The 13165-nt window shown below is 54.5% G+C and carries 10 protein-coding genes; all 10 read left to right on the top strand.

Features of this window, described 5'->3' with window-relative positions:
* Positions 1-121: 121 nt before the first annotated feature.
* The 10 genes from B5E62_RS11010 to B5E62_RS11055 all read left to right on the top strand — a co-directional run bounded on the left by B5E62_RS11010 (position 122) and on the right by B5E62_RS11055 (position 13129).
* Positions 122-1024: a DUF3100 domain-containing protein gene (locus tag B5E62_RS11010; protein WP_087174619.1), complete on the top strand. Its 903-nt coding sequence runs from the start codon at positions 122-124 to the stop codon at positions 1022-1024.
* Entirely contained in the window at positions 1025-1471 is a 447-nt protein-coding gene (locus B5E62_RS11015; RefSeq protein WP_087174620.1) for a hypothetical protein, read from the top strand.
* A gap of 65 nt (positions 1472-1536) precedes the next feature.
* Complete coding sequence (locus tag B5E62_RS11020; RefSeq protein ID WP_087174621.1) at positions 1537-2862, top strand: amidohydrolase family protein; 1326 nt, start codon at positions 1537-1539, stop codon at positions 2860-2862.
* 32 nt (positions 2863-2894) lie between these two features.
* Positions 2895-3641, top strand: a complete 747-nt coding sequence (locus tag B5E62_RS11025) for a sulfite exporter TauE/SafE family protein (RefSeq protein WP_087174622.1) — start codon at positions 2895-2897, stop codon at positions 3639-3641.
* An 83-nt stretch (positions 3642-3724) separates the two neighbouring features.
* On the top strand, positions 3725-4579 hold the full coding sequence (locus B5E62_RS11030) for a tyrosine-type recombinase/integrase (protein ID WP_242957859.1): 855 nt from the start codon (positions 3725-3727) through the stop codon (positions 4577-4579).
* A gap of 380 nt (positions 4580-4959) precedes the next feature.
* On the top strand, positions 4960-6180 hold the full coding sequence (locus B5E62_RS11035) for an O-antigen ligase family protein (protein ID WP_143468857.1): 1221 nt from the start codon (positions 4960-4962) through the stop codon (positions 6178-6180).
* 13 nt (positions 6181-6193) lie between these two features.
* On the top strand, positions 6194-6877 hold the full coding sequence (locus tag B5E62_RS11040; protein ID WP_242957861.1) for a peptidoglycan recognition protein family protein: 684 nt from the start codon (positions 6194-6196) through the stop codon (positions 6875-6877).
* A gap of 29 nt (positions 6878-6906) precedes the next feature.
* On the top strand, positions 6907-8169 hold the full coding sequence (locus tag B5E62_RS11045; RefSeq protein WP_087174624.1) for a Cna B-type domain-containing protein: 1263 nt from the start codon (positions 6907-6909) through the stop codon (positions 8167-8169).
* A gap of 52 nt (positions 8170-8221) precedes the next feature.
* Complete coding sequence (locus B5E62_RS11050) at positions 8222-11401, top strand: Cna B-type domain-containing protein (protein ID WP_087174625.1); 3180 nt, start codon at positions 8222-8224, stop codon at positions 11399-11401.
* Positions 11402-11437: 36 nt separating this feature from the next.
* The gene (locus B5E62_RS11055) at positions 11438-13129 is read left to right on the top strand and encodes a SpaA isopeptide-forming pilin-related protein (protein WP_087174626.1); all 1692 of its coding nucleotides are present in this window, start codon (positions 11438-11440) and stop codon (positions 13127-13129) included.
* Positions 13130-13165: the final 36 nt, after the last annotated feature.

Raw genomic sequence — 13165 nt, forward strand, 5'->3', positions numbered from 1 at the left:
CTCCTCCTTCTTTTTTTACAGTATACATCAAAAACAGCCCATTTGTCCTTTTTTTATACAAGTTATTCTTATATAATACGTGGATGTTATAAGAAGTATTAATAGAACAAGGAGAAATGAGATGAAAAAGGAGACCTACGCTTATCCATCTACTATGGCCAGACTGAGAGCGGAGTACAAGATCTTTCTTCTGGCCTTTGTGTTTATCGTGATCGCGGACAGCATCGGACAGATACAGGTTCCGCTGGGACCGGGGACGCTGATCCTGTTCCCGATTTTTTATTCCCTCATCATGGGAGTGCTCTCCGGGCCGGAGGTGCTGAAGATTTTTAAAAAGAAGGAGGTAAAGGCGGCTTCCAAGCTGGTCATCGTGGCTATCTGCCCCTTTATCGCCAAGCTGGGGATCAACGCGGGAGCCAGCCTTGAGGTCATCCTGTCGGCGGGGCCTGCCCTTGTGCTGCAGGAGATAGGGAACCTGGGAACTATCCTTCTGGCTCTCCCCTTTGCTCTGCTTCTGGGGCTGAAAAGGGAGGCGATCGGAGCCACCCATTCCATCAACAGGGAATCGAACCTGGCGCTGATCACGGACATGTTCGGACCGGACTCACCGGAGACAAGGGGAAGCCTTTCTATCTACGTAGTAGGCGGTATGGTAGGGACTATTTATTTCGGCTTCATGACAACTATGGTGGCAGCACTTCATATTTTTCATCCCTATGCCCTGGGTATGGCTTCCGGGGTGGGGGCCGGCATACTCATGGCCAGCGCCACAGCCAGCCTGGCTCTGATCTATCCGGATATGGCTTCGGAGCTGTCGGCCCTGGCGAGCACGAGCGAGACCATATCCGGCATCACCGGCATCTATGTGGCGATATTTATAGGTATCCCTCTTACAAAAAAGCTGTACCAGCTTCTGGAGCCGCCCATCGCCAGACTGAGAAGGGAGCCCAGCGAGGTGCTGGAGAGCAGGAAAAGAGAATCGGCTGCTGCAGAAGATCATACAAAGAGCAGGGAGGAAAGATAGATGAGATACGCAGAGTGGGGAATTTTATTAGTCATATCAGGGCTTGGCATTGCCCTGGCCAACTTTATCGGGTTTGATGTGGGATTTATGGATTCCCTTCCGGGAATACTGATCCTCCTTGGCATCTCCGCCGCGGCAGTGGTGGTCAGCAAGCTGCTTCCTCTGCGCCTGCCCATCGTGGCCTACTGCTCTATCATCGGCCTTCTCGTGGCGAGCCCTCTGTGCCCTGCCAGGGAGTTTGTCATCGCGTCGGCGAACAGCATCAATTTTACAGCTCCCCTCACACTGGTGGGGGCCTATGCGGGCATCTCCATCGGAGACCAGATAAAATCCTTTGTGAAGCAGGGATGGAAGATGATCATCGTGGGCGTACTGGTCATGACGGGAACCTTTCTCGGGTCAGCCTGCATTGCCCAGATCGTGCTGTCACTGACCAATGCCATATAGATACAGGGCAGAGGATGCCAGGAAGCAGTGAGGGGCGTCATAAACGCGTTTGAGAGGAGAAATACATGGATAGGAAAATAGAAGCCGATCTTCTGCTCCGGGACAGCGACTACCTGGATGAAGATTTTGAACTGGTCGAGGGGAAAAGCATCCTCATAAAGGATGGAAGGATAGAGGGCATCGACACAGCCGAAAGCCTGAAGGAAAAATATACCTGGCGTGAGGAGCTGGACGGGAGCGGATGCGTCTACATGCCAGGGCTTGTGGACAGCCACATGCACACGGGGCAGCAGCTCCTGAGGGGGAGAATACTGGATGAGATGCCCATGATATGGACCCGCGTCATGCTGCCCTACGAGAGCACGCTGACACCGGAGAAAATGGGGCTCAGCGCACGGATGGCTGCCGTGGAGATGATACATGCGGGGACGACGGGATTTATCGACGCGGGCAGCTATTTCATGGAGGAGGCGGCAGATGTCTACGCCCGCAGCGGCCTGCGAGGGGCGCTCTCATACTCCACTATGGACCAGGAGGGACTGCCTGCGTCCATTGCCATGGATGCCAGGACGGCTGTGCGAAAGACAGACGAGTTATATAAAGAATTTCATGGACAAGAAAACATAAAAGTTTATTATTCTCTGAGGTCCCTCATTTCCTGCTCTGAGGATCTGATCCTCATGGCGGCGGAGAGAGCCGCAGGGAACCATACTATGCTGCAGGCACACATGAATGAGTACCCGGGGGAGATTAATTTTTATATGGAAAGAAAGCAGCTGCGCCCCTACGAGTACCTGGACAGACTGGGCGTGCTGGGGCCGGATTTCCTGGGGGCCCACAGCCTGCTCCTGTCAGAGTCTGAGATCAGTCTGCTGGAGGAGCGGGGCGTGAAGGTCTGCCACTGTCCATTCAGCAACTGTGGCAAGGCAGCGCCCCGGACGCCGGAGCTCCTTGAGAGAGGCATCACGGTGGGGCTGGGGACGGACGGGGCCGCCCACGGGGGGCTGAGCCTGTTCCAGGAGATGAAGATCTTCCGGTCTGTCATGAACCTGACCTGGGGCGTACCACTGGCGGAGCCTGCTGTCATGCCGGCCAGGACTATCCTGGCCATGGCCACACGGGGCGGCCAGGTATGCCTTGGGGGCGAACCGGAAAAGGATGGAAGGCTCCTCCCGGGAGCCAGGGCTGATATCATAGGGATTGACAAGAACCGGATCTATATGGCTGTGTACGGACATATGGCCAACACAGTGCTGGAGAGCGCGGGGGCCGGAGATGTGCGGGACTCCCTGTGCGCGGGAAAGGTGCTCATGAGGGACTATCGCATCCAGACCCTGGACGAGGAGGAGATTTACCGGGAGGCAGTCTCCTGGAAAAACAATTTTGCATGAAATCCTGCAAAACAGAAAGGAAAATAACCTGAATGGTGGAATATTTGATCATAATTCTTGCAAATCTTCTGGTGGGAGGGATGATCGGGCTGACAGGGATAGCCGGATTTCTCCTTCCCATGCTGTACTCCGGTTTTATGGGCATGCCGGCGGCCCAGGGGATGGCACTCAGTTTTTTTGCCTTTCTCATCTCCGGAGTGCTGGGTGCGTGGAACTATCACAGGGCAAAAAACCTGGACATGAGACTGGGAGTCCTGATCAGCGCCGGGAGTCTCATAGGGGCGTCCCTGGGAGTCTGTCTGAACCTTCTGATGGACGAGTCGGTGGTGAAGAAGATCCTGTACCTCGTGGTGCTGGCTTCCGGTATCTCCATTTTGCTGCGGAAGGACCGGGAAAGGAGCAGAGAGGGCGGGGGAAGGCTTCCTGTCTGGGCCCTGCTGGCCTTTGGCCTTGTGACCGGAGCCCTCTGCGCCCTGTCCGGAGCGGGGGGGCCCATCCTTGTGATGCCGCTCCTCGTGGTGCTGGGCGTGCCCGTGAAGACAGCGGTGGGAGTGGCTCTTTTCAATTCCATTTTCATTGCGATCCCATCCTGTATCGGATACAGCCTGCAGTGTGAGCCGGGGACCTTCCTTGCGCTCCTGGCAGTCTCCATGGCCAGTCACGGAGCCGGGGTCTGGGCGGGCAGCAAAAATGCAGGCGTACTGCGTCCGGAGCCTTTGAAGAAAGGCGTTGCTGTATTTTCTGTATGTATTGCGGTTTTTAAGTTGTTTGTGGGATAAAAAATGTCTGTTGTGTTGAGAAAAATGAAAAATTCAGGACATAATATCCTTAACTGACAAATAAATGGAAAGGATGAAACAACATGACAGAGAAAAAGTATATAGACTGGAAAGACGATATGGCACGCTTTGAGGCGTACCTGAGGGAGCAGGAGAGCGCTGAGGCGACAGTGGCAAAGTATTTGCGGGATATCCGTACATTTATGACGTTTGCTGAGGGACGGACATGGATTGAGAAGAGTGATATCCTGCGCTATAAAGACTGGCTGATGGAGAACTACAGCGTGAACAGCGCCAACTCTATGATCGTTGCGCTCAACCAGTTTCTGATCTTTATGGAGGCGGGGCGCATGAGGGTCCGCCGGATCAGGGTGCAGGCACAGGGGTTCCGCAGCGGGGAAAAAGAGCTGTGTAAGGAGGAATTTCGCAGGCTTGTCTGTCAGGCGCGGACGAGCGGACGCCCTCAGATCGCCATGATCATGGAGACTATATGTGCCACGGGGATTCGCGTCAGCGAGTTGAAATTTTTTCAGGCAGACAATGTGAAAACTGGTGCTGTGAGAGTGTGGAACAAAGGAAAGTACCGGATCGTGCTCATCCCGGATAAGCTTCGCCGGAAGCTGCTTGCCTACATGGCCAAGTACGGAATTAAGTCCGGCCCTCTGTTCCGCACACGGTCGGGCAGAGCGAAGGACCGCTCCAACATTTGGCGGGAGATGAAGGAACTGGCTGGTGAGGCCGGCGTGGACGCCGGCAAAGTGTTCCCTCACAACCTGCGGCATCTCTTTGCAAGAACCTTTTACCGGGTAACAAAGAACCTGCTCCATCTGGCGGATATCCTGGGACATAGCAGTCTGGAAGTGACGAGGATCTACGCCTGCGATGGCATCAGCGAATGTAGAAAAAGTCTGGAACGCCTGGAGCTGATAGACGGATAATAAAAAATATCACATAATATTTGTTATGTTGTAAAAAAAAGGGGGTGTCTGTAGAAAATCGGATTTTGATGGTTGAAGGACAGTCTCTTCTGACTGATTTGAACACATTTATTCGTGTAGAAGTACTCGAAAATAGATTGATTTTTAAAAATATGTATTGTACAATACAATAGATTAATAGTTTTGCGCAAAAAGATATCACATAACAAATATTATGTGGTTTTTTCTGTTTCCAGATCTGCGCATATAGCGTTGTGGAGACACCAGCGCTTGAGGAGGCGGATATAATTGGAAAAGTAGATCATAGACTCATTGCGGGTCTTCTGCTTGCATTGATCATTTTCACAGCCTGCGGGACGGCAGTCACTGTCCTAACCAGTTTGACAGGACTTGCTCTGTGTATGATGGGACTGCTGTGGCCGGAAAGCAGCGCGGATCTGCGGATGGCAATCCTGCTGGTTATATGCAGTGGGACAGGTCTTCTGTCAGCAGCTGTAACTGCCGGCGATCCCTTTCAGGGCTACGTGTATGGTCAGAGTGTATGTCCGGTGCTTGCCCTTTTGGCGGCTTTGCCGGATGTGAAGGAGAGGGAGCGTCTGCGAGGGATAAGTATTGTATGGTCCGCAGTGATAGCGGCGGCAGATATAGCGCAGTTTTTGCGGGATACGGCAGCAGGGGTGCCGGGAAGGATCGGAGGTATCTTTGGAAATGCGAACGTTATGGGGATTTTTCTTGTCATTAGCTGGTTTGCCCTTGCGGATTTCAGGGAGAGGCAGGATCCGAAGAGCAGGTTCCGGTTGCTGCTGTATGCGGAACCGTTGTTTCTGTATGCGGCTGCGCTCACCCTTTCCATGGGAAGCTATGCGGCGATGGCGGCAGGAATCGTTGTGGCTACTGTGTGCGGCAGACGGGAAAAACTCCTGCTTACTCTGGCAAAAGCAGTGATGGGGACAGGTTCCGGCCTGCTCATCTACATTGCGGCGGTTCAAGCGGATGCGGGATGGCTCTGCGCGGCGGCTGTGATGTACATGGCTGTACAGGCCGCCTTGTGGGGCAGGCTGGAGCGGTTTCTGTCCCTGCACAGGAAAACGGCAGCGTTCATCTCCGGGACCGGTATCCTGGTGGCCAGTTCCGCAGCAGTGCTCCGGCCCAATGCGGCAGCTACGTTTGCGGAGCGACTTGAGATGATGGAAAACGGCCTGCACTACATTGCATCCAGTCCGATTTGGGGGACAGGCCCGCTTCAGTGGCACCTTTTGAATATGTTTGACCCGAAATGTTTTAACACATGGTATATCCATAACATGTTTATCCATGTCGGCGTGGAGCTGGGTGTGTGCGCCATGTTTCCCCTTGTTCTTGCGGCAGTCCTGTGCCTGGCAAAAAAACGGCCGCCGCAGCTGCGGGCCGGTCTGGCGGCGCTGTTTATCCACTATGTTCTGGATGTGGGATTCGCATATACGGGCCTGACGGCAGCCGCAGTGCTGCTTCTTGGCACTTCGGACGGGGGAAAGCGCCCGCGGAGAACGGTGGCGGCAAGGCCGTTTTATGCAGCGTTTGCAGTTCTGTTTGTCTGCGGACTGCTCCGGCATATAAGGTAAAGGAGTGACTGAGGTGAGCAGGAAAGAGACAGTAAGTATATGGATCCTTCTGTCGGCCTTCTTCTGTCTGGCCGTGCTGACTGCTGTGATGTGGCACGTTTCGAGGACTGAGGTCCCGGCGTACACAGGCCGGGAGCTGACCGGGGTGAAGAAGGAGGAAGTGGCCGGGCGGAACAGCCCGCTGACAGAGTATATTTACCTTACGCCAAACGCGACCTTTCCAAGAGAAGATAAGATCACGAAGATCACCATCCATCACATGGCGGCGGATCTGAGCCTGGAGGAGGCGGGGGAGCTGTTTTCCAGGACAGAAGGGAACGCATCCGCCAACTATGCGATCGACAGTGAGGGTCACATCGGTCTGTATGTAGAGGAGAAAGACAGGGCCTGGACATCCTCCGATCCGGAGAACGATGCCTGCGCCGTGACGATCGAGGTGGCAAATGATGAGATCGGAGGTCAGTGGCATGTGAGCGATGAGGCCTATGCGGCGCTGCTCGATCTTTGTACAGATATATGCAGGCGCAACGGGATCCGGCAGCTCACCTTTACGGGGGCGGCGAACGGAAGCCTGACGATGCACCGGATGTTCAGCGATGAGACGGAGTGTCCGGGGCCGTATCTGGAGAGCCGTATGGCTGAGATTGCGGATGCAGTCAATGAAAGACTGACTCAGGAAAGACAGGATACTTTTTAATAGAAAAAAGCAGCTGGAGGAAAAGGAGAATGAAAGTGAGAGAAAAACTGAAAATCATATGGTCCGGTGTCATGCTGGCCCTGCTGGGGATACTGGCCTGTGCGGCGGTTGTCATGGCCGCAGGGAACACATCAGCGGATGTCTATGCAGATCCCTATCAGACAGAGATGACCATCCAAAAGGTATGGGATGACGCCGGGCAGGAGGATAAGAGGCCGGAGTCTGTGGATGTAAACTACAGGATGACCCTTGTACTGTCAGATAATGCCGGCAAGTCGGAGACGCTGGCCAAGGAAGGGAGCGTAACACTGAATGAAGCCGGAGGCTGGCAGGCAGTCGTACAGTGGGATTACAGTAGGGAGCCGAAGGAGTTCAAGGGCTCTTACAGCGCGGCGAACAGGGAATTGACCTTTGAGGTGGAGGAAGTCCGGGTGGACGGCTATGTGGCTGACTATGAATGGGACAAGTCGGGGACAGTCATCATCACCAATACGTATACGAATCCGACCGGCGATCTGTCTGTGAAAAAGACCGTATCCGGCGAAGGAGCAGATACTGGGAAAGCTTTTGATTTTACACTGCATCTGACAGACGGCAGCGGCGCTGCCCTGACAGATGACTACTCCTATGCTGTCTTCGGCGGGGATGGCAGCCAGATCAGCACGGGAACCATCGGAGACGGCGGGACCTTCAGCCTGTCCCATGGCCAGACGATCACAGTGACCGGTCTGCCGGCGGGGACGCAGTATTCTGTGACGGAAGTGCAGACAGAGGACTACACGTCCGAGATTGTATCCGGTCAGGCGTCCGGGATGATCCAGGCCGATGCGGAAGCGGACGTTCTGTTTAACAACAGGCGCGTGGAAGAACAGCCGGAGACAGTTGATCTTTCCGGGACAAAGACATGGAACGACAGCGATGACCAGGCAGGAGCCCGCCCGGACAGCATTGAGGTCAACCTGTGGAAGGGGGAAACCCTGGTGGCAAAGCAGACAGTCAGCGAGGAGAGAGGCTGGACATACTGCTTTGCGGATCTCCCAAAGTATGACGACCAGGGCGTCGAGATAACGTATACAGTCACAGAGACACCGGTGGCCGGGTACACTACGTCTTATGATGGGTACGACATTATAAACACATACACACCGGATCCGGCTGCAGAGAAAGAAAACCCGCCGGCCCCGAAGACAGGAGATGCGGCAGATATCGCTCTGACTGGAGCGACGGCGGCTCTGGCAGGTGTTCTGGCAGCCGCAGTTCTGGGAATGAGAAGACGCAGGAACCACAGATAGAAAGCGGTAAAAACTGTTCCCCGAAAATGGAGAGGGGAGGAAGGAGAGTGCGATGAGGAAGAAGAAAAGCAGGATCCTTGCGTTTGTACTTTGTATGGCCATGCTTCTTGGCAACAGCATCCTGTCCTTTGCCGGGGAAAGTGCGGAGGCTGAGGATACGCAGAGCGGGACTGTCGTCCTTATGGGCAGCGCGGCAGACTATGATGTCACCCTGACCGGCCCGGCGGAAAGTTTCCCGACAGACGGCGAACTGGCTGTCTCTGTGGAGCAGGTCAGCGCAGATACAGAGGCGCTCGTGAAGAGTGCGGTGGACGCACAGGCCCAGGCGCAGCAGATGGAAGTGGCGGATTACACCGCACTGGATATCAGGCTTCTCTGCGACGGCCAGGAGGTGCAGCCGCAGGGGCCGGTGAGCGTGGCCTTTGCCGGGAAGACTACCAGAGAGGCCGGACCGGAGGAGACAAAGGTCTACCATGTGGATGAGACGGCCGGCACGGCGGAAGACATGGGCGCATCGGTTGCGGAAGACGGACAGATCACCATGGAGACAGACCACTTCTCCATATATGTGGTGGTGGATCTGGAAGGCCTGGGCGGGAGCATTGATCTGACCGTGCAGCACTGGGCCAACCTGGAAATTCTGGACGGCGTTGACGGCAGGGACGGACTTGTAGGGATGGCGGGAGCTGATGGAAAACCCTTTAACAATCCGGTCAGCCTGAAGACAAAGCAGGAATTCTGTGAGATCTACAGTGACGATGAGATCGAGATGGACAATACGCTCACAAAAAGCGTGGAAGAGCTCAGCAAGATCCTGCTGTCTGATCCGGATGAGGCGTCCGGGCGCTACGAGCTTGCAGAGGTCTGGTTCCTGGAAGAGGGAGATCCGGACAGCGAAAATGCCAGGTGGAATAAAAAATCAGCTTCATCAGAGGAAACGGTGACTCTGACAGAAGACACGACCATCCGTTTCGTATACGATCCGGTCACCCAGGACAACGCGCTTGTCCGGGACGTGACGTTCTACGATTACGATGTCACGGACGGGAAGACCTATAACGCAAACGGACAGGAAGATTCGAACGGCAAGTATCTGAACACGACCAACCAGGGCATCAACTCGGGTAGCAATTATTCCGGCGGCGATACTTCAAACAGGCTTGCCGTGGGGCAGGTGGACACCTTTGTCGACCATTCCTATGGAAACGCCACAGGGAAAAACGGGGTAGCCCTCAACGGGAGAGGAACCAGCGCTGATGTGGCGAAGAAAGGGATTGTAAAGGGGTTTGATGAAAAAAGCGGCCCTGTCTATGACGGGGTATTCGATCCCGGCCTGTTTACGGACGATCCGAAGACCGGGAAAACAATCCTGCAAGATTATAATCTTGTATTCGATCAAAACGGAGATACCTATACGCTGACATCCGTCAAAAAGGATGATGGAACAGTCGCCGAAGATAACCTTGACTATCTTACAGATGTATATGATGCGAGCAACAGACAGATTTTTTCCAATAATTTCTGGCCGCTTGACGAAGAAAAGCATAATAACCAGGATCCTCTCATAGGGGGAACCTATATGGAGTACAGTGCTTTTTATTCAGACGGAGGCACCAGGGCAACGGCAAATTCAGATGACAATCGGTATCACAACTGGTTCTTCGGGATGCGGTACAGCATGGGTTTTGTCCTTGGCGATTACACCGGGCCTCTGAATTATTATTTCCGCGGGGACGATGACTTCTGGCTGTTCGTGGACGGCGAGCTGGCAACAGATCTGGGAGGTATCCACAGTTCTGTCGGTGAACTCCTGGATCTGAGCGGCTATGTCATGGAAAATCCGGAAAATGGCCCGACAGAAGAAGAGAAGTGGACGCTTCACAGGATCGACATTGTCTATGCAGAGCGAGGCGCGTTCGGCTCGACCTGCTACATGCAGTTTACCCTTCCGAACCTGCGGCCGGTGGATTTTGACACGGATGTCCCGAAGACGGAGATCACCGTCCAGAAGAACTGGCAGGATCATAACAATCCGGAGCGTCCGGATTCCATCCAGGTGGAACTCTACTATCAGAAGGACGGGACAACAGAGTGGACACTGTACGACACGCAGACTCTGAGCGTGGCAAACGGCTGGACGTACACGTGGAAGGAGATGCCGAAGGAAGGCTACACCTACAAGATCAAAGAAGTGGGAGAAGAGGATGGCAAGAACGGGAACTATACTGTGACCTACGGATCCGGGGACAAAACGGACGGTACGCTGGCGCCCGGCAGCGGCGCGGATGGTTCCTTTGCCGGTGTGATCACAAACCGGATCACACCTTCCACATATATCACAGTGAACAAAGTGTGGAATGATCAGAATGATCAGCTTAAGGAGCGTCCGGAGAGCGTGGACTTCTACTTATATTACAGGCATACCGGAGACACGTCCTGGACGCCTTACCCGGATGGACGCCTCACCCTCACACAGGGAAATGCGCTGGCCGGGGGAGATGGAAATACCTGGAGTGGAACATATGCGGATCTGCCGGTTTACGCAGCAGACGGGAAGACATTGCTGGAGTATACGGTCATGGAGGTCAGCGGTGATACACCCCTTGGCCAGGGAGACTCCTGCGATGGAGCGGTAACAGAAGATGTCTACACCGTTTCCTATCCGGACAGCCACTTCGGTGCGGATGGTACATGGAATGGATACAAGGCGATGGAAAATGATGAGACAATGAACCTGACGGTGACCAATGTCGTGCCGCAGCCATGGCAGCTTATCAAGCGGAGCAGTACATCGGAAGACCTGACACTGCCCGGAGCTCAGTTTACACTGACAGGCCCCGCAGGCGGAACATCCGTGACTCTTACCGGCGAGTCGGGTAAGGATGGGGTCATACAGTGGACAGATGCGTCAGGAGCGCCGTTTACAGGATTTTTGAAGGACGGAAGCTATACGCTGAAAGAGACGGCTGCGCCGACAGGATACAAGCTGGAGACCGATGAATGGACGTTAAAGATCGAAAATGGGAAGCCGGTCATGATCGCAGCCGGACAGGAGGATAAAGGCAGCATCGAAGGCGATATTGTAACTTTCTATTTTGACAACGAGCCCATGTACGCGCTTCCGAGCTCCGGGGGTCCGGGCATCTATGTGCCTGTCATCGGCGGCATCCTGCTGATGGCATCGGGCGCGCTGGCAGGTTTCAGATACAGAAGGAAAGGATACAGAAAATAAAGAGGGGAGAGAAGATCTCTCCGGGAAGGAGCAGTTATGAACAGAGGAAAGAAGCTTTTTGCATTCCTGCTTGCGGCTGTCATGATCCTGGCAATGGGCATGACAGGCTTTGCGGCAAACGGGAAACCACAGGCATCCGACAGGGCGGATGTGACGATCACAGGGATCACCGGGGATCCGACAGTGACCCTGTATCAGATTGCAAGGGCAAACTACGGGCCCGGCGATAGGGAGCTGGTGGACTACACATGGGCGGCCGGGGTGACCTTTGCTAATGAGCAGGCACCTACGGCAGATGAGATCAACGCTGCGGCGAAGGGACTGACAGGCGGAACCATCACTCCCCTTGCAACCATGAGCGGCACCCTGACAGGGGAGACCTACACGGCCAATGTGCCGGCCGGCGTGTACATTGCGGTGCTCACAGGTGCGGCGGACGGCTCTGTCTACAACCCGGTCCTTCTGGCGGCCACATACGGCGAGGAGGGAAATGTTGTTGTGGATAATCCCAAGCAGGTAAATGCAGGGGATGCGTATCTCTTTGGGATGACAGCTGTTCTGAAGAAGACGACGCCGGATGTGGACAAGACCATCACCGGCGGGACGGTAGAAGATGACGGTAGGGATACAGTCGGCATTGGCTCTGTCGTGGACTATCAAGTAGAGATGACCATGCCTTCCTACCCGGCCAATGCTGCGAACAAGACACTTTTCCTTACAGACCGGCTCACGGCAGGGCTGACCTTTGATTACAGCACACTGACTGTGACGGTCGAAGGGCAGACGGTGACAAGAACCGGAGATACATTTATTTTAAACGGCAAAGTGATCGCCACGGCAGCGGAAAAGGACAATGGATTTAACCTGAATTTTAACTATGACAATCTGGTGTCTAATGCGGCGGGCGCTGTCTACACGCCGATCGTTACATACAGTGCGGTTGTGAACGACACAGCCGTTGTGGGCGCTGCGGGCAACCCCAATGACGTGACTTACTACTATGCGAACGAGCCGAATACAGGCAATACATGGGATGAGGTGACAGAGGAGCCGGATGAGGCGCCGGGCGTGACCAGCAAGAAGGATCAGGAGACGGTATACACCTATCAGCTGGCATTTCAGAAGACAGACGCCGAGACAGACAAGCCCCTGGCAGATGCGGTCTTTGGCATCTACAGCGATGCGGACTGCACACAGCTCATCGACAAGGTGATGACAAATCAGGAGGGTTACGCCGTTTCCACCAAGGTGGCAAAAGGCACCTACTATATCAAAGAACTTGTGGCACCCACCGGGTACAGCCTGAATACGACAGTATATCCAATCGAGGCTTCCTGGAAGACAGCCACCACAACCGTCACAGGCTCCGTGACAAATGCGCAGTACACGACGCAGAAGCCTTCTGATGACGCGGTGCAGGTTGGATGGATCAAGGATGGCCGGTACTACTCCATGGCTGCAGTGGCGGAAGAGGAAGCGGCGGCAGGCGGCTATCAGGCGGCCTACCTGACGGCTCAGAGCACGACCACAAGCACGGTTACAACGGTAACAGAGAACGGAGCGGGCAGTGGAACGGCCCTTTTGGGCGATGAGATCCCCAATACGCAGATGCACGCCCTTCCTTCCACCGGCGGCATGGGTACCGTGCTCTTTACGGTCGGAGGTATTGTGATCATGGCGGCAGCCGCTGTGCTCTTCTTCCTGAGCAGGAGAAAGACGGACAGATAGAGATAAGCAGGAGGAAGTCCTGAAGGAATTGAGTGA

The sequence above is a fragment of the Lachnoclostridium sp. An118 genome (assembly GCF_002160985.1).
In the GTDB taxonomy this organism is placed as follows: domain Bacteria; phylum Bacillota; class Clostridia; order Lachnospirales; family Lachnospiraceae; genus Claveliimonas; species Claveliimonas stercoravium.

Bases quoted from the DNA above. Each gene is read 5' to 3' on its own strand.
- B5E62_RS11010 (WP_087174619.1), top strand. From the start codon at position 122: ATGAAAAAGGAGACCTACGCTTATCCATCTACTATGGCCAGACTGAGA.
- B5E62_RS11015 (WP_087174620.1), top strand. From the start codon at position 1,025: ATGAGATACGCAGAGTGGGGAATTTTATTAGTCATATCAGGGCTTGGC.
- B5E62_RS11020 (WP_087174621.1), top strand. From the start codon at position 1,537: ATGGATAGGAAAATAGAAGCCGATCTTCTGCTCCGGGACAGCGACTAC.
- B5E62_RS11025 (WP_087174622.1), top strand. From the start codon at position 2,895: ATGGTGGAATATTTGATCATAATTCTTGCAAATCTTCTGGTGGGAGGG.
- B5E62_RS11030 (WP_242957859.1), top strand. From the start codon at position 3,725: ATGACAGAGAAAAAGTATATAGACTGGAAAGACGATATGGCACGCTTT.
- B5E62_RS11045 (WP_087174624.1), top strand. From the start codon at position 6,907: ATGAAAGTGAGAGAAAAACTGAAAATCATATGGTCCGGTGTCATGCTG.
- B5E62_RS11050 (WP_087174625.1), top strand. From the start codon at position 8,222: ATGAGGAAGAAGAAAAGCAGGATCCTTGCGTTTGTACTTTGTATGGCC.
- B5E62_RS11055 (WP_087174626.1), top strand. From the start codon at position 11,438: ATGAACAGAGGAAAGAAGCTTTTTGCATTCCTGCTTGCGGCTGTCATG.